Source organism: Clostridium sp. LXY-7, assembly GCF_056172015.1.
In genome coordinates this window covers 31,817-49,700 of sequence record NZ_JBLLJL010000004.1, presented here as the reverse complement: position 1 = coordinate 49,700, position 17,884 = coordinate 31,817, and the positions used below count along the sequence as shown (strand labels likewise).

General features: G+C 32.8%; 15 protein-coding genes. All 15 read right to left on the bottom strand.

Annotation, left to right across the window (positions count from 1 at the left end):
- Window positions 1–421: 421 nt before the first annotated feature.
- The 15 genes from ACI48Q_RS13480 to ispD all read right to left on the bottom strand — a co-directional run bounded on the left by ACI48Q_RS13480 (window position 422) and on the right by ispD (window position 17,863).
- Window positions 422–1,333, bottom strand: coding sequence for a glycosyltransferase family 2 protein (locus tag ACI48Q_RS13480; protein ID WP_474919637.1), 912 nt, complete (start codon window positions 1,331–1,333; stop codon window positions 422–424).
- A 536-nt stretch (window positions 1,334–1,869) separates the two neighbouring features.
- Entirely contained in the window at window positions 1,870–3,174 is a 1,305-nt protein-coding gene (locus ACI48Q_RS13475; RefSeq protein WP_474919636.1) for a hypothetical protein, read from the bottom strand.
- A gap of 186 nt (window positions 3,175–3,360) precedes the next feature.
- On the bottom strand, window positions 3,361–4,452 hold the full coding sequence (locus ACI48Q_RS13470) for a glycosyltransferase family 4 protein (protein ID WP_474919635.1): 1,092 nt from the start codon (window positions 4,450–4,452) through the stop codon (window positions 3,361–3,363).
- Between the two features lie 85 nt (window positions 4,453–4,537).
- Entirely contained in the window at window positions 4,538–5,971 is a 1,434-nt protein-coding gene (locus ACI48Q_RS13465; RefSeq protein ID WP_474919634.1) for a lipopolysaccharide biosynthesis protein, read from the bottom strand.
- 262 nt (window positions 5,972–6,233) lie between these two features.
- A complete protein-coding gene (locus ACI48Q_RS13460; RefSeq protein ID WP_474919633.1) occupies window positions 6,234–6,911 on the bottom strand; it encodes an acyltransferase in 678 nt (225 codons plus the stop codon).
- 306 nt (window positions 6,912–7,217) lie between these two features.
- On the bottom strand, window positions 7,218–8,267 hold the full coding sequence (gene rfbB / locus ACI48Q_RS13455) for a dTDP-glucose 4,6-dehydratase (RefSeq protein ID WP_474919632.1): 1,050 nt from the start codon (window positions 8,265–8,267) through the stop codon (window positions 7,218–7,220).
- A gap of 23 nt (window positions 8,268–8,290) precedes the next feature.
- Window positions 8,291–8,848 (bottom strand): dTDP-4-dehydrorhamnose 3,5-epimerase, encoded by a 558-nt coding sequence (gene rfbC / locus ACI48Q_RS13450; RefSeq protein WP_474919631.1) that lies wholly within the window; start codon window positions 8,846–8,848, stop codon window positions 8,291–8,293.
- 34 nt (window positions 8,849–8,882) lie between these two features.
- Entirely contained in the window at window positions 8,883–9,752 is an 870-nt protein-coding gene (rfbA, locus tag ACI48Q_RS13445) for a glucose-1-phosphate thymidylyltransferase RfbA (protein ID WP_474919630.1), read from the bottom strand.
- A 351-nt stretch (window positions 9,753–10,103) separates the two neighbouring features.
- Window positions 10,104–10,958 carry a glycosyltransferase family 2 protein gene (locus ACI48Q_RS13440; RefSeq protein WP_474919629.1) on the bottom strand — a complete coding sequence of 285 codons (855 nt, stop codon included), beginning with the start codon at window positions 10,956–10,958 and terminating at the stop codon, window positions 10,104–10,106.
- Between the two features lie 19 nt (window positions 10,959–10,977).
- Complete coding sequence (locus tag ACI48Q_RS13435) at window positions 10,978–12,111, bottom strand: mannose-1-phosphate guanylyltransferase (RefSeq protein ID WP_474919628.1); 1,134 nt, start codon at window positions 12,109–12,111, stop codon at window positions 10,978–10,980.
- Between the two features lie 13 nt (window positions 12,112–12,124).
- Entirely contained in the window at window positions 12,125–13,381 is a 1,257-nt protein-coding gene (locus ACI48Q_RS13430) for an O-antigen ligase family protein (RefSeq protein WP_474919627.1), read from the bottom strand.
- Window positions 13,382–13,457: 76 nt separating this feature from the next.
- Window positions 13,458–14,957, bottom strand: a complete 1,500-nt coding sequence (locus ACI48Q_RS13425) for a lipopolysaccharide biosynthesis protein (protein WP_474919626.1) — start codon at window positions 14,955–14,957, stop codon at window positions 13,458–13,460.
- 87 nt (window positions 14,958–15,044) lie between these two features.
- A complete protein-coding gene (locus ACI48Q_RS13420; RefSeq protein WP_474919625.1) occupies window positions 15,045–16,025 on the bottom strand; it encodes a glycosyltransferase family 2 protein in 981 nt (326 codons plus the stop codon).
- Window positions 16,026–16,105: 80 nt separating this feature from the next.
- Window positions 16,106–17,149, bottom strand: coding sequence for an alcohol dehydrogenase catalytic domain-containing protein (locus ACI48Q_RS13415; protein WP_474919624.1), 1,044 nt, complete (start codon window positions 17,147–17,149; stop codon window positions 16,106–16,108).
- Window positions 17,150–17,863, bottom strand: coding sequence for a 2-C-methyl-D-erythritol 4-phosphate cytidylyltransferase (gene ispD / locus ACI48Q_RS13410; RefSeq protein WP_474919623.1), 714 nt, complete (start codon window positions 17,861–17,863; stop codon window positions 17,150–17,152).
- Window positions 17,864–17,884 lie beyond the last annotated feature (21 nt).

The window sequence follows — 17,884 nt, the reverse complement described above, 5'->3', positions numbered from 1 at the left end:
AAATAAATCCGTATTTTTTTATGGTTTTATGGTTTTATTCCTATATTTATATATTTATATATTTATCTTTGTCTTAAAACATTGCTGATAAATAAAAAAAGATCCAGCTATGATTTAAAATCACAACTGAATCTCTACTTATAAATTACCTTCATCTATTCACTAACAAAATCCTTCTCTACAAACCCCATAAACTCTTTCTCTACAACATAAATTGCACTTCTCTACACCCCATCATACTTCTCTGAGAACAAAGTGAACAATTCACTGCGAACAAAGTAAGCACTTCCCTGTAAGCAAAGCGAACCTTTCTCTGCAGCTCGCTGCCCCTTCTCCACGCCCCGGCGTACTTCCCTGTAGCTTGCTACTCCTTCTCTGCAACGTAAGTTGCACTTCCCCGCGAACCTCGTGAGCTCCTTCTCTACATCCTACTGCTCCTTATCCCCCTAAAAGTAGCCTTAACTTTTTCCTTCTCCCCTTTTACTAAATACCTTCCTATTACTGCCACCCTTGAAAGATAAAAAAAACTATTCAACTTCATATATTCACTCTTTGACAATTTATGTTTAAATTTCTTCATTAATAATATTCTATTTCTAGTATTCAACTCTATAGCAAAAGGTGAAGCTTCTCCTCCTGTAGATGCACTTACCTTATGATATATTTTAGCCCTTGGAGCAAACCAAAGTTTATATCCAGCTTCTCTTAACTTTAAACAAAAATCCACATCCTCATAGTACATAAAGTATTCCTCTGGAAGTAATCCTACTTTTTTTAGTACCTCTGCCTTTATCATCATAAGGCAACCTGTGGAGAAGGTTATTTCTCTTTCACTATCATACTGACCTCTATCCTCTTCTCCTTCTCCAATATGAGCACCATAAAATCTATTCTCTAAAAACTGCCCCCCTGCGAACCAAAAGGTGTTTCTCTTCCCTTCATAATATATCTTTCCTGTAGTTACTCCTATTGCATCATCTCTCTCAAAGGGTTTTAAAAGCTCCTCTATAAAATCTGGTTCCACTAAAGTATCGTTATTTAAAATCATTATATAATCTGCACTATTTTCTAATGCATATTCTATTCCTATATTATTCCCCTTAGCAAATCCCCCATTTTCCTCAGACTTCAATAAAATTACTTTATTTGGTTCCACCCCTGGGGTACCCCCAAATTTTTCCTTCAACCTTCCGTAGGAATCGTCTGGAGATGCATTCTCTACTATTATTATATCAAAATTATCATAACTACATTTTTCCAGGGACCTTACACATTCTAAGGTGTCTTCCACCCCTTTATAATTTAAAAGTATTACAGATACTTTTTCATTCATGAATTAATCCTCCCTTAAATAAAGTACCAAGCACCTTACTTAGATAACTGCAACCATAGGTTGCAAAGAAGCACTCACTTCCTAACTAGTGAAAAAAGCTTTTGCATAGCAAAAGCAATTATATAAAAATCATCTCCTTGCAACTTAAAATTGCAATTCACTGTTCACGAAGTGAATCCCTCCTCTGTGAGCAAATCGAACACTTCCCTATTCACGAAGTGAACCCCTTCCCTGCGAACAAAGTGAGCACTTCCCTGTTCACGAAGTGAATCCCTTCCCTGTGAGCAAAGCGAACACTTCCCTGTTCACAAAGTGAATCTCTTCCCCGTGAGCAAAGCGAACTCCTTCTCTGTTCACAAAGTGAACCCCTTCTCCGTGAGCAAAGCGAACACTTCCCTGTTCACAAAGTGAACCCCTTCTCTGTGAGCAAAGCGAACTCCTTCCCTGTTCACAAAGTGAACCTCTTCCCCGTGAGCAAAGCGAACTCCTTCCCCGTTCACGAAGTGAACCCCTTCTCTGCGAACAAAGTGAGCAATTCACTGTAATCTCTGGTTGCGTTTCCCCAAATAAATTATTCCCTCTATAAACAACACTCCAAATATATTTAATATAAGTATTGGAATTTTGAAGGAGTTAACAAAGATACTCCAAAGTAATATACTGGTTATATTTGTGTATATTAAAATTTTACCTATTGAAGAGAAACCTATTCTACTTTTTATAAGTCTTATAGATAGGTATGCTAATAGTACATATAATAATACGTAGATTATGAAACCAGCTATTCCTAAATCATGAAAGGCTTCTGGTATAAAAGTCATAGCATTGAGCCCTATCTCTGACTCTAGATGTGGTACATATCCTCCTTGGCTCATAAGCCAGCCCTTGAAGGTATCTCCCTGACCAAGTACATTTGCCACAAGCTTTACAAAAGGATAGAACAGATTTCCCATAAATGTAAATCCTGAGGTCACCTGATATGCTAATGCATGAGCGGCATTTTGAAGGGTACTGGTCAAATAAATGTATATCCATAAAAATCCTTCTGGCATCCAAGTTGGTACCCCATAGTGTTCCCATAAGGTTCTCTTATACACTTCATTAAGTACAAATTCCATTCTCATACTTCCTATATACCCGAAGAACCATATGAAAGCTAATATAAGTGCTATAAAGATTCCATAGATAGTAATCTTTTGTTTCTTAGATAAAGTTTCCTTTATATTAATGAAGCTAAATACCTCATAAATCCCTATGGTTATAAATAAGAATGCTATTGGTCCCCTATTCATGGTTAAAACTAGTATTCCCACACTTCCTATAAATACTAGAAGATCTATCCACTTTTTATGATTTCTAAATAATATGTACTTTACCTCTCCACATAGCACTAACATATACACAATATATCCAGCATAGTGGTCCATCATCTGCTTATTGATTTTATTTTCTTCTAAAATCATTAACCCATACTTATTAACATTAATTGCAAAGGTTAAAGCTGCTATTATAAATATAGCGTTAGATGCCAAGGCATAAAGTTTATAATAATCTTTGTCATGAAACTCATTAAAGAGTATATGTACGTCCTCTTCCTCCAAGGATATGAATTTTGCCATAATTAAAAAGCTTACCCAAATAAATATGGTTATCAAATTTATCTGAAGGGTGGGCTTATAAAAACTACTCAGCGTAAAATCATAAAGTATCAGTGCTCCCATCCATAATATGAACATTATCTTAACCTGATCCACTAATATTACAAGACCTTTTTCTTTAACAAATTTTCTCATAATAAATATAAAAACTAACAACTGTAATAATGCTATTATTTGATACATAATTTGCTCCTTTCATCAGTAGTAACTTAAATATACTTATAATGAAGTACCCGCCTTACTTGTAATAAAAGTCGATAAAATTGAATTTCATTCTTACCACAAGCATGGTGAGTACTTCTCATGATTAAAGGGAATCCTTCTCACAGACACAGTGAATTCTTTACTGTATATTAAGGCATCTTATAATCAGCTCAGCTGATTATAGACTTCCTCTGCGGTTTTTCTCCAAGAGTAATTCTTTAACAACTCTCTTCCTGTGTCCTTCATTTTATTTACTTCTTCTATATTTTCACTATTTAAAGCACTTTCTATAGCTGCTTTTATTTCATGAATATTTTCTGGATTAAAGGTTATAGCTCCTTCTCCAGAGATTTCTTTTAATGAGGAATTATTGGAACATAGCACCAAGGTGTTACATGCCCAAGCTTCTAGAATTGGAAGTCCAAAACCTTCATATAATGTTGGATATAAAAAGGCTGTTGATTTATTGTATAGAGTACTTAAGTCCTCATCTCCCACATATCCAAGAAATATAACCTGCTCCTTTAAGCCTAAAGTATCAACCTGCTCCTTTAATTTTTCCATATAAGGAGAGGTTTTTCCTATGATAACAAGTTTGTTCCCCTTTTTGTCCTCTATTTTATTAAAGGCTTCTATGGCACTATGAAGATTCTTATGAAAATAACCTCCACCAACCATAACTATATAAGGATAATCTATATTATACTTTTTTAACACTTCTTCCTTTATATTATTAGTGTTAAATACCTGATCATCATAGCCATTATATATAACTTCTACCTTATTTTTATCTACATTATAGAATTTTAGTAAATCTTCTTTTGTATTCTCAGATATACATATTATCTTATAGGCCTTCTTTAATAAGAAGGGCATAAAATACTTATAATACTTATACTGATGCTTTGCTACCTCTTTATAATGTAGCGGTATAAAATCATGAATGGTAATTATTTGTTTTTTTCTACTAAATAAGCATAGATACTGAAAGGGATGATATATTATTCCATCCTTCTGTACCTTAAAGGGCATAACAAATTGAGTATATAAAAGTCTTACAAGTCCTCCTTTTTTTTTGTAGGAAGGCTTTACATATTCTGTAGTTTTAATTACATCTACGCCCTCTATATCTATAGGACAAAAAACCTTTAGGTTTTCCTTGCCTTTTAATTCCTTTATTACGTTTTTTGCATATACTCCAAGTCCCGTAGGTCTTTCATGAAGTATGGTTCCATTTACGTATATTTTTTCGCTCATATATATCTCCTTATAAGTGACCTGCGACATACTTACAGTGAACTATTCACTATCTTCACATTTATCCGATATCCATCATCTGTAGCTAGGAATCACTTGATTTATGAAAAATTTTAGCCTTTCCAGCCTTTATTTCATTTTTAAATAATAATGCTACTATTACTGTAAATCCAATTATGTATAATATAAATCCTATATACCATGTAGTTTTAAAGGCTAATGATAAAAATAATCCTATAGCTAATACTTCTCCAATAGTGTACTTTATAGTTTTAGCCCCTATATGCTTACTGAAGAAGATATCTCCATATATCTCCCAAATCATAAAGGATATTAAAGATGAAATTGCTATAGCTTCCATGGTCCTAAACCCGATAAATGCTATAACTATGGTTATTAACGCTGCAGCTACTCCCACTATACTATTTTTTGTATATTCTCTTTTAAGCTTTAAGGTTTTATAAAAGTTTTGCGTTACTATGTTAATCTCCCCACTTAATAAAATAGTCGGAAAAATAATGGCTGCTATAGTTAATGCTGGAACATACTTAGGTAAAATCCACCCTACTATTGGCTTAAATATAAAGAACCCTGATAAACAATATCCTAAAAGTATAAACACAACAGTTTTCATAAATTCATAGGTCTTATCTAGATTCTTGCCTTCATTTCTTGTTAGATATGGAAATACCACGCTTCTAATTCCATTTAAAATTAAATACACCATAGTTAACAGTTGAACCGCAAAAGAATATAGAGCAAATTGTTTATCAGTAAAAAATCTTTGTATAAATATTCTATCTATACCTATGATTAAAATACTTACAAAGTTTCCAAGCATTATGAAAAAGCCCATATTTATATTATTAAATATCTTAGTTTTCATAGTTTTAAAACTTTGACTCTTTCCAAAGGTGATTTCCTTATAGTTCATCATATATATTATTAAAATAACTCCATTTATAACCGTCTGAAGTAATATTAATACATTGGCAGTCTTATAACTTCCTAATATAAGTACTACTACACCTATGGTATACAAGATTTTATTTAATATCATTGTAAAGGAATATAGCTTAAACCTTCTTATTACTTGAGATATAAAATCAAAATATCCCGTTATATTAGTTAGTACAATATTTATTGCTAGAAAAATATATATTATTTTTCTCTGAGGGTCTATGGATAATAGTAAAAGGATCAATATTAAGCACGTAGCTACTATTATCTGAGATATTGAAAGAAATTTAAAATATGATCTAAACTCTCCTTTTGGTAAGGTGTCATAGTCATAGTCTCCATAATTAACATAAATACCATCATTAAACCCTAGATGGAAAAAACCTAAATATCCAAGATAAAGTGTAAATATCTTGAGATATGCAAATTCTGTTTCCATAGGTAATACTGCTGGTATTACAAAGGTAATAACTACCCCTGAAATTAGACTTATTAAATTTGCCCCTAGTGTATAGCCTAAATCTTTTACTCTTCTATCTTTTAATAATGATTTTTTCATAATACACCTTTTGTGTTTAGAATTTTAGTTTTTTAAAATTACTTTTTAAATATCTACATATTATTGCGAAGCAAACCATTTGCAGGAAGATTAAATTTACTTAGGTTATATGAAAGTAAAAATCGTTAAGAAATACAACCTGTTCGAGAGAAGCGAGTTGTTGTATTTTAGATTTTTCCTTGAATAGAACCTTAGTAAATCAATCTTTCGAAACGGCTTGTGAGTAATAATATGTAGATTAAGTAAAAGTAATTTAAAACTACTAAATTCTAAATTCCACATTCTCCCTTAATATTCCTATAGGATTTCCTCCTATTAAGGATTTCTCTTTATCTATGTAGTTAACTGATTTTGACACTGTAGTTCCTGCTGCTACTATGGTTCCTGGCTTTAGTTTGACTCCTTTGAGTACCAAGCATCTACAGCCAATCCAGGATTTTTCGCCTATTTCTACTGCTTCATCACTATTTACTATTTTTCCTTCTCCATCTACTATTGAATGAAGATCACTATCCATAATTTGAGTTTCCCAGGATATCATAACTCCATCCTTAAGAGTTATCTCATTTCTACAAATGATGGAGCTTTCAGCAGTAATTATCAGTTCTTTTCCCAAGTTTAAGGTTCCTTTAGGATCTACAGAAATTTTACTTCCATGTCCTATGAGAGCTGTTCCCTTAAAATTAACTTTACCCTTTACATTCCATACAGTTCTCTCTCTCATTTGGTCAAAGATTCCTACTTCATTAAATCCTAACTTTATCATAAAAGGAGTCAGGTTATCCTCTTTGATATCCACTTCTCCTTGAGTATCCATAAGCCAAACCCTATGAGACACCAAAATAGGCAGCCTCATAGCCTTCTTAAAAGGTAAATATTTAAAATTAAAATATAATGTTTTAGGAATAGCTCTTATCAATAAGTAAGCTTTTCTAAACACGGTTTCGCTCCTTTCAGTAGCAGGTAAGAGCAAACTAAGTTTATAGGTAAATACTCGCTTTTCTCGTGGTAAGAAGCTCACTTTGTTCGCCGGTAAGACGTCACTTCGTGACAGGTAAGGGTTGACTTCGTCAACAGATAACTGCAAGCACCGCTTGCACCTTCCCTGTCAGCTCTGCTGACCCTTACCTGTTAGCTCCGCTAACCTTTCCCTGCCAACAAAGTTGGCACCTTACCCACGAACACAGTTCGTCACTTACCTGAAAGTTTTGCTTGCTCCTCCCCTGTCAGCTCTGCTGACCTTTCTCTATTTATACATTTTTTCGTAGTATTTTTCATACTCTCCAGAGGTTATGTTCTCCATCCACTGTTTGTTTTCAAGATACCATTCTATAGTCTTTACTATTCCTACTTCAAAAGTAGTTTCTGGGTACCAGCCTAATTCATCTTTTATCTTAGTTGGATCTATTCCATATCTTCTGTCATGACCTTTTCTGTCTTCAACATACTTTATTAAGTTTTCAGATATTTCGCTATCTACCTTTTCATGCAGCTCAGCTATAACCTTCTTAACTATTTGGATGTTAGTTCTCTCATTATGGCCGCCTACATTATAAACCATTCCAAGAACTCCATGGTTTACTACCATGTCTATAGCCTTGCAGTGATCTTCTACATATAACCAATCTCTTACGTTTAATCCATCCCCATAAACTGGTAGATTTTTATGTTTTAAGCAGTTATTGATTAGAAGTGGTATTAACTTTTCAGGAAATTGATATGGACCATAGTTATTTGAACATCTTGTTATATTTACTGGCATTTTATATGTATCCGCATAAGCTTTAACCAATAAGTCAGCAGAAGCCTTGCTTGCTGAATATGGGCTATGTGGGTCTATAGGTGTTTCTTCAATGAAATAACCCTCTTCTCCTAAGGAACCATATACTTCATCTGTAGATACCTGTAGATATTTTACTCCTTCGCTCCAACCACTCTCACTGTTCCAAGCAGCTTTTGCACAGTTTAATAAGTTTAATGTACCAAGCACATTAGTTTTAACAAAGATTTCTGGATCAGTTATACTTCTGTCCACATGAGATTCTGCGGCAAAGTTTACTACATAATCTATATTATTCTCTTTAAACAGTTTAGTTATTAGCTCTCTATTTCCTATATCTCCTTGAACAAATACATGTCTCTCATCATTTTCTATAGTTTTTAGGTTTTCAAGATTTCCTGCATAAGTAAGCTTGTCTAAATTAATTATTTTTATATCCCTATACTTCTTCAGCATATAAATCACAAAATTTGAACCAATAAATCCTGCTCCACCAGTTACTAAATAAGTTTTCATCCAATTCAACTCCTTAAAATTCTTTATTTAGGAAGGATTGCTTCCTTTAATGGCTTTAAGTTTTTATCTTTATCTGATAATAAAATCTCTTCTATATTTTCTATTGGCCATTGTATGTTTATATCCTTATCATTCCAAATGATTCCACCATCATACTCTGGATAATAAAAATCACTACATTTGTATGTAAATATAGCTTCTTCAGACAGCACTAAAAAACCATGTGCAAAGCCTTCTGGTATGTAAAACTGTAGGTTATTTTCAGCAGAAAGTTTTACACCTTCCCATTGACCATAAGTTGGTGAACCTTCTCTTAAATCCACAGCTACATCAAAAACTTCTCCCTCTATAACTCTAACTAGCTTTCCTTGAGAATGTTGAGTTTGGAAGTGAAGTCCTCTTAACACACCTTTTTTTGACTTGGACTGGTTATCCTGTACGAGTTTCATATCTAATCCATTTTCAAAAAACTCTCTTTCACTATAGGATTCCATAAAATATCCTCTATGGTCCCCATAAAGCTTAGGCTCTATTATATACAATCCATCTATTTTAGTTTTATTAAACTTAAAATTTCCCATTATAAAATCTCCTTAATTATCATCATGTTTGCAATTATCTTTCTTCTGCAATATCCATAAGATATTTACCATAACCTGTTTTAAGTAGTGGTGCTGCTAATTTTTTAAGCTGTTCATCATTTATCCAACCTTTTTTATAAGCAATTTCCTCTAAACATGCTATGTATGTACCTTGAGTATTTTGTACTGCCTCTACGAAATTAGACGCTTTTAGCATAGAACTATGAGTTCCTGTATCAAGCCATGCCATGCCTCTTCCTAGAAGATCTACTCTTAGAGTTCCCTCTTCCATATACATTCTATTCAAATCTGTAATCTCAAGTTCTCCTCTTTTAGAAGGCTTCAAAGCTTTAGCTTTTTCTACCACTGTATTGTCATAGAAATAAAGACCCGGTATAGCATACTTTGACTTTGGATGCTCTGGTTTTTCCTCTAAAGATACAACTTTTTTATTCTCATCAAACTCTACCACTCCAAATTCTCTTGGGTTCTGAACGTAGTAGCCATATACCATTGCACCCTTTTCTAGGGTTGCACATTTCTCTAAGTGCGCACCAAAACTTTGTCCCCAGAATATATTATCCCCTAGAATTAAAGATACATTATCCTCGCCTATGAATTCCTCTCCAATTATAAAGGCCTCTGCAAGTCCATTTGGCGCCTTCTGAACAGCATAACTTATATTCAAGCCTAATTCCTCTCCAGTTCCAAATAACTCTTCAAAACCTACCACATCTCTCTCCGTAGATATAATTAATATATCTCTTATCCCTGCAAGCATAAGCACAGACATCGGATAATATATCATTGGTTTATCATAAATTGGTACTATTTGCTTTGATATAGCCTTAGTCACTGGATATAACCTAGTTCCAGAACCTCCCGCTAAAATTATTCCCTTCATAATCTTCCTCCCTTTATTTAACTATACTTACCTATATTTAACTATACTTGCCTAACTAACACAACTACTCACTCTAATCAAACTGCAAACAAAGTTTGTCTCTCTGTTCACGTAGTGAACCCTTCCCCATTGGCAAAGTCAACCCTTCCCTGCGAACAAAGTGAGCACCTCTCCGTTGACAAAGTCAACCCCTTCTCTGCAGCTTGCTGCACTTCCCTGTTCATGAAGTGAACTCCTTCTCTGTTGGCAACGCCAATCCCTTCTCTGCGAACCCCGTGAGCACTTCTCTGTTGACGAAGTCAACTCCTTCTCTGCACCTCCGGTGCACTTCCCTGCGAACAAAGTGAGCACTTACCTCTTAACACTTCTCTTCCCAAAAAAGTTTCCTAAATATCTAGCTGCAAAATTTGGTATCACATTTATTAATACCCCAATATTTCTCTCTTCAACTGCTCTTTTTAATACATAGCCAAGAAGTCCCATACCAGCTTTGTTTGCCTTATGTTCTAAAAGATAACTGTTTTGTTTAAGAAATATTCCAGTATCGTAATATCTTTTATAAAGCTGCTTTAAGGTAAATTCATGAGAATGAATAACCTCTGCTTCACTGGTATATCTTATTTTATAGCCTTTGTTTATCATTTTATAGGCTATATACATATCTTCATTAGTTACTAAGTGTTTATTATCATATCCTTCTAATTCCTCAAAGGTCTCTCTTTTTATTGCTGAGGCCGCATCAGAGAAGAAGAAGGTTCTTATGCCTAATTCTTTTATATTATCCTTACATACAATTCTACTTTCCTCTGGATAATTTTTTTCTCTTACGTATTTTTCTATGGTATTATTATCACAAATCTGCCTACTAAAGGTTGCTACACATTGCCCCTCTATTATAGGTTTTACCAGCTTTGAAAGCCATAAATCATCTATTATTATTATATCTTGAGTTATAAAAACTAGTACATCTCCCTTTGCTCTAAATGCTGCTTCTTCTCTCGTTCTACTATGTGAAAACTCTTGGGGCTTTATTTTTTTATAAGTGCAATTTAATCTCTTTAATACTTCCTCTGAGTTATCTTTGCCCTCAGTTAAAATATATTCTATAGAAGCAAATTCTACCCCTTTTTGCTTAAGCAGAGAATTATTTAGATTTTTTATATAGTCTTCTCCATTATATAAAGGGCATATCACTGAAATCTTCATATATTTTCTCCTTTTATTATTACTGAGTTTTTGCTTGAGGGCCTAGTTCGTCCCTTAATTTTGATAAATTTTCTATATTTTCTTTTTTCCCTAAGAATATCATGTCTTCACTTTCTACTAATACTATATCCTCTACCCCTGAAAGTATTATTGGCTTATTCTGTGATACTATGATATTGTTTTTACCTTGAAGATTTGTAACCTCTCCAAAAACTATATTGTTATTTTTATCTCTCTCTCTATATCTTTCAATAGCCTTCCAGCTACCTACATCATCCCAACCTAGATCTCCAGGCATAACATATATGTTGTCTGCCTTTTCCATTATTCCGAAGTCTATAGATATATTATCAACTTTTTCATAGTTATTTTCCAAAGCTTCATTATACTCCTGGCTTGGCACTGATATTATATCCTCTAATATTTTGTGAGTACTATTCAAATGTTTTTCTATAAGCTGCAGTATGTTTTCTACTCTCCATATAAACATCCCACTATTCCATAGGTATTCTCCACTTTCCAAGTACTCTTCAGCCTTTTGTTTGTTAGGTTTTTCTACAAATCTCTCAACTTGAAATACTTGTTCCTCATCATCAATTTTATCACAGGCCGCAGCTTGATAATCTTTCGGAATGCATAGTACTTTCTCTAAATTTTTATTATAACAAGTATTAGCTTTAGTTTTTATATAACCATAACCAGTTTCTGCTCTGGTAGGTGTAATTCCTATAGTTACTAATGCACTACTCTCTTTTTCAACGAAACTTTCTCCTAGCTTTAATAGCTTTAAAAATTCCTTTTCATTTTGAATCAAATGGTCTGATGGCAATACCACCATAGTCGCATCCTTAAATCTTTTATTTATATAAAAAGCTGAAAGTCCAACGCAGGGAGCAGTATTTCTTCCCACTGGCTCTACTATTATATTTTCTTCATTTAAATATGGAAGCTGCTCTTTTACCAATTCCACATATGCCTTAGCTGTCACTATAAAAATTCTTTCCATTGGAATAATGGGCAGTATTCTTTTTACAGACATTTGCAGCATTGTGTCTTCCCCTAATAAGCTTAAAAACTGTTTTGGTTTTTCTTCTGTAGATAAGGGCCAAAATCTTGTACCTTTACCTCCTGCCATTATTACCGCACATAGCATTTATATATTCCTCCTAGCTGTTTTTCACTTCTCTCCAAGTTCTATATATTATATTAAAGAACAGTATTATCAACACATAAGTCGTAGCATTATGTTTCACAAGTGGACTTTCCACTAAGTTGTGAAATAAGGTAAACCCAAAATATGCTAATATAAATCCAATGTATTTAAAATCTATCCTACTTAATTTATTATTCAGCCTTCTTATTTTATCCAAGGTATTAATCATAAATAGGAAAATTAAACTGCCTCCTGCTACACCAAAATCTAGCAGTATATCTAAAAACCCATTATGAGAGTTTACTGGTAATCCACCGTAATGTACTGCCACAAAGTTTACTGCATATATATTATTAGTTAAATAAGCCGAATAACCATAACCTAAAAGTGGTTTTGTCTTTATTCCAGCTATAGATCCTGCCCAAATTACTGTTCTGTCTGTTAGAGTAGGACTTCTTCCAATCGTCAATAAAAAGTTTTGAAAGAACTGTGGTTGAACCATTAATAGGTATATTGATACCACTAATGCAGGCACTATAGCATATATCATGAGTTTATTAAACAGTTTATATCTAGTTAAAATTACCAATGTCACCATAGCCCCTACTAATAAATAAGAGGTCATACTCTTGCTCATATATAATAGGAATAGACTTCCTACTAATGTTAATATACATTTAGTTCTCAACCCTTTATCTTTCCAGAAATGCATCAAATACCATATTGTTAAACTTATACTTAATGTCATCTGTAATCCTAAGGTATTTCTGTGTTTGTATATTCCTTTCAGAGCAACAGTATATCTGGTTTCCTTAAAGTCATAAGCCACAGGTAGTTTAATCATATAGCATAATAAATTTATTATAACCATCCACATAAACCACGTCAAAAGCACTTCAAAGATTTCTTCCTTTGTGGAATTTTTAGCTACATAAACTGCTATTATTGTGGTTCCTGCAAATAAAATACTATTTTTAATAGTCTCAACTCTATCAACAGACCATATAACTGATATTATACTAAATATCACCATTCCATAAAATATCCAGTTTGCATCTCTATTTAATTGCTTCTTACCTATCATTATTAGTGCTAGAATAAATGGTATTAAAACCATATAAACATTTTTTATATTATTCGTGATCTTATAATTATGAATAAGATCTATACCCGTGCTAAATACCAATAGTGTAAATAATATCGTATATTTAAACCATTTTTCATTAGATATATATCCTATCTTCTTCACGCATCTATTTATATTATCCATACCTTCCTCCATTTTATGTAATCACCCCAGGGGTGCTTCCAAATTTAGTAAGCACCCCTGGGGTGATTACCTAATTTTACTTTTTAAATACGAGTTTCTTATAATATTTGAATTCCTCTGTCCTATGAAATAATATCAAGTAAGTTCCATTGATTAATACCACATTAACCATAGTAGATACTAGAAACTGAAGTATAGAGCTGTTAAATTGTATTAATCTACCTGCTGCAGAAGTAAGTATAAGTGGAATTATTCCACAGCATACATATTTTATATAGTGAGTTAGATATTCAATAAAGCTTTTTTTAAATACTTTATTAAATACAATTTTAGGTTTAACCCAAAATATCACGGATAGATTACTTATTAGAGTACCTATAAACACCCCTGCTAAGCCCATTTTTTGAACTAATATAATTGAAAATACTAGATTTATTGTTACTTCAAATAGTGGAGCATACCTATCTTCGTAATACATTCCTCCACTTTCTTTAAATTTATCTATACTTAATCTCATAGTAGTTAGGAAGAAATTTAGTATTAATACTATGAGAACTCCCTTTGGTAATAAGGATTTTTTACCTAACCAGATCATCACAAAGCTATCCATTAGGTTATATAAACATATTGCCACAAAGGATGACATCCAAAAGTTAAAGAAAAACAGTTTTCTGTATATGTCGAAAGATTTTTTTTCATCACCCTCTGTCAACAAGTTTCCTATGCTAGCTGTCAATCCATCAAAAATCTTTCTCATGAATTGGTCACAAAAGGTTATTACCATATTGTAGTTACCATATAATCCTGTTGCCACAAGCCCTAAAAAATGTGTTATTATTAAACTATCTGTACTAAATACCACAAAACTTCCTATTTTATGGATAAATAATACTTTTACATTTTTTATTATATCTGCCTTTCCCTTAATTTCCTCTACTCCCACTATTTTAAGCCACGGGAACTTTTTATTTACCACTAAATTTATAGTTGTCAAATACATTATGTTAGTTACTACTTGGATAGCTATAAATAATATAAAAGATTTAAACTTTATTAATATTACTATTTGTATCGCTGCTCTTACAGTTTTAAAAATAAAATCCCAAAATGAAATTATATATCCATCTTGACTTGCATATAACATACAGGTCTTGTAAGAGAAATAGTAAGTAAGAGCTGTATCAACTAAATATATAAAGAAACATATTCTCGCATAATCTATGGGAATTTGTTCTTTTACAAAGAAACCTAAAAATCCTGATAATATTATTCCTACAAAGAATATTACTGTACCAAATATCCTATATAGCCTTGAATATAATGAGACTATGCTTTTTATCTGTACTTTATCATTTTCAGCAAAGGGTTTATATAAGGAAAACATTACTGCCATTCCAACCCCTGATTCTACTAGATTTAAAAGACTCATTGTGCTGTTAAGAACATTTTGCAGTCCAACCATCTCTTGACCTAATGTATCAACAAATATTCTTCTATTTATAAAGGATAACACCATCAAGAATACATAGGTGGTTATACTATATATTACATTCTTCTTTGCATGTTTTATTCTCATATCATATTCCTTCCAACTCTGGTACTTATCTCTATAATCCATACTTCAAATACAAGTATGAATAGTAATTCCAATGCTATAGCACATTTAATTTTTCCTTACTTGTAATAAGCTATATAACATTTTAGGACAAACTCTAATTATATATGAGCTAAGTTTAAATTTCATATTTTCCTTTTGTCCATTTATCTTAAAACCTTTTAAATAGGTCTTGATTTCATCCTTACTTATAAATTCAAATAGCTCTCTCTTATTGTTCCCACCTTTTGCAAGAGCGGAAAAAATTCTCATTATAGATTGAGGTATTTTGTATTCTAAAAGCGCCTTCTCCACATCGGAACTATTGAAATACTTTCTATTGTACTGTAATATATCTAAGTTTGATTGGTGCAGGTTAAAGTATTTATTATTTGAACTCTGTGTCACTGAAGAACTCCTTCGAAGATAATAAACTAATGGTTCCTTTACACAGCCTACTGCCGCTGCATTCATAAGTGTTTTCACTACAAATACTGTATCCTCTCCAAAAACTATATCCGTTGGAAATTCTAAATTTTTCTCTATTAAAAAACTGGTTAGATAAAAGCCAGATATAGCACTTATCCAAAAATCATTGTTTAGCATCTTCGCTGCAGCCTGTAGTCCACTCATAGGCTGATCTATATATTTATGTACCTTCATCATAACGCTGTTATCTTCTTCTTTTATATGGGTATAACCACAAAAACACACTTGAAGCCCATAATTCTCACAGTTGTTATACATTTTCTCCAGAAGGGTTGGGACAATGTAGTCATCTCCATCTAGAAAATATATATACTTTCCTTTTGCATTGGCTATCCCTAGATTCCTAGTCTTGCTGACTCCCTCATTTTCTTTATTTATAATTTTATAATCCAAATTAGAGTTAATCAACACGTCCTTCATAACTCTAAGGGTATCATCTGTTGAACCATCATTTATAAGTAGTACCTCAAAATCCTTTAGGCTTTGTTCCTGCAAGGATTCTATAGTTTTTGCTATATATTTTTCTACATTATATACCGGTATTATTACAGAAACTTTCACCTTTCTCTCCTTCTCTCCCATTATATGGAACGACCCCTGGGGTACATTCATATAATGGATGTACCCCAGGGGCCGTTCCATTATATGTTAAATTTTAATAACTTCTTACCTAGTTCTGGGTTTGCAGCTTCTTCGAAAACTTCATAATAGTCATGAATATTTCTTATAATGGCTACACCTCTTATTAATTTTGATATATATTCTCTATACTGTGCATTTTCCAACAATTTTATAGATCTTTTAAAATCCTCTACTGAACTTCTTGTTGAGCCTGTTATACTTAAGCCTTTTTCCAAGATTTTTCTTGTATTTATTTCTATGTTGTTCTCAGCTACTCCAGTTAGTACGATTTGGCCACCAATATCTATTGAACTCATGATTTCATCTACTGCATATTGAGACCCTTGTCCACCAACACACTCAAAGGCTAGGGTTATATCTTCCTCTTTTATATCATTATCACCCACTAGATAGACCTTATCTGCTGGAAACAACTCTAGCTTTTCAGGATTCTTTCCTATGATTATCAGCCTACTATCAGTTAATACTCTAAGTACAGAAGTCAATATATATCCTACTATGCCATCTCCCCATACTGCAATGACCTTATGATTATCTACCTTACATCTTCTTAGTGCTGCCACCGCTACGGAGGTTAATTCTGCAAAAACTCCATGTTCCATGGGCACTTCCTCAGGCAGTTTTACTATATTAGAAATTGGAAAACTCATATATTCGCAAGAAAAACCATCTAAATTACTAGATGCAAATTTAGCTCTAGGGCAATAATTTTCACCTATGGTAGATTGCAAGCTACATTTTTTACTACCCTTTTCACATTGTGAACAGTTAGCAATATTAGGTACTAAAACCACCCTATCCCCTACCTTCAATGTATCTGTAGGAGATTTCAATACAGTTCCTACCATTTCATGTAAAAGTCTCATGGGATATTTTAACCCTAAAATTTTCTCATCTCTTAGCCCTAAAAAATATCGTAAATCAGCCTTACAAATTGCTCCTAAATCCATTTTTATTAATGCTTCGTCCTGTGCTGCTTCCACATGACTATAGTATATCTCAAAGGTTTTAGGTGAAACCACTTTAAAGCCCTTGCTAAGCATCTACTTCACCTCTTCTAATTTTCCAAGTTTTATTATGGATTTTAACATCAATAAATCCTCAAAGGTTGTAACCTTAAAGTTTAATTTATCGCCTTCTACTAATCTAACCTTTTCTCCTAATCTTAAAATTAGTTGACAATCATCAGTAGCATTTAAAATTTCTGAGTTCATAGCCTCTTTATGGGCTCTTTCTATCAAGCCATAGCTAAAACTCTGTGGCGTTTGCCCTAAATAAAGTTCCTTTCTCAATGGAACCTGATCAATGAACTCATTATCCACACTTTTTATTATAGTATCTGTGCTAGGTATTACTGTATCTACAGCCTTATACTCTTTAGCCTTGCTAATATTCTCATCGATTATTCTTTGACTTATAAGTGGTCGTGCTGAATCATGAATTACTAATATATCATCCTCACTACAGAACTCCTTTAAATGAGTTATTCCATTATAAACAGAACCCTGTCTTGTATCTCCTCCATTAATAATCCACTTAACCTTAGTTAATCCATATTTTCTTACCCATATTTTTAAATCTTCTTTAAAATCCTCTTTACAGATTACTGCTATATAATCTATATTAGGATTTATATCAAAGGCCTCTATAGTATGGACAACTAATGGCTTTCCGTATATATCTATAAACTGCTTTGGAAGGTCACTTCCCATTCTGCTACCCGTGCCTCCCGCTAATAAAACTGCAATATTCATCATCATACGCCTCTTTTCAAATTA

What these genes read in the sequence shown, in the direction of transcription:
- ACI48Q_RS13480 (WP_474919637.1), bottom strand. Translation starts at nt 1,333, where the DNA reads ATGAATGAAAAAGTATCTGTAATACTTTTAAATTATAAAGGGGTGGAA.
- ACI48Q_RS13475 (WP_474919636.1), bottom strand. Translation starts at nt 3,174, where the DNA reads ATGTATCAAATAATAGCATTATTACAGTTGTTAGTTTTTATATTTATT.
- ACI48Q_RS13470 (WP_474919635.1), bottom strand. Translation starts at nt 4,452, where the DNA reads ATGAGCGAAAAAATATACGTAAATGGAACCATACTTCATGAAAGACCT.
- ACI48Q_RS13465 (WP_474919634.1), bottom strand. Translation starts at nt 5,971, where the DNA reads ATGAAAAAATCATTATTAAAAGATAGAAGAGTAAAAGATTTAGGCTAT.
- rfbB (WP_474919632.1), bottom strand. Translation starts at nt 8,267, where the DNA reads ATGAAAACTTATTTAGTAACTGGTGGAGCAGGATTTATTGGTTCAAAT.
- rfbC (WP_474919631.1), bottom strand. Translation starts at nt 8,848, where the DNA reads ATGGGAAATTTTAAGTTTAATAAAACTAAAATAGATGGATTGTATATA.
- rfbA (WP_474919630.1), bottom strand. Translation starts at nt 9,752, where the DNA reads ATGAAGGGAATAATTTTAGCGGGAGGTTCTGGAACTAGGTTATATCCA.
- ACI48Q_RS13440 (WP_474919629.1), bottom strand. Translation starts at nt 10,958, where the DNA reads ATGAAGATTTCAGTGATATGCCCTTTATATAATGGAGAAGACTATATA.
- ACI48Q_RS13435 (WP_474919628.1), bottom strand. Translation starts at nt 12,111, where the DNA reads ATGCTATGTGCGGTAATAATGGCAGGAGGTAAAGGTACAAGATTTTGG.
- ACI48Q_RS13430 (WP_474919627.1), bottom strand. Translation starts at nt 13,381, where the DNA reads ATGGATAATATAAATAGATGCGTGAAGAAGATAGGATATATATCTAAT.
- ACI48Q_RS13425 (WP_474919626.1), bottom strand. Translation starts at nt 14,957, where the DNA reads ATGAGAATAAAACATGCAAAGAAGAATGTAATATATAGTATAACCACC.
- ACI48Q_RS13415 (WP_474919624.1), bottom strand. Translation starts at nt 17,149, where the DNA reads ATGCTTAGCAAGGGCTTTAAAGTGGTTTCACCTAAAACCTTTGAGATA.
- ispD (WP_474919623.1), bottom strand. Translation starts at nt 17,863, where the DNA reads ATGATGAATATTGCAGTTTTATTAGCGGGAGGCACGGGTAGCAGAATG.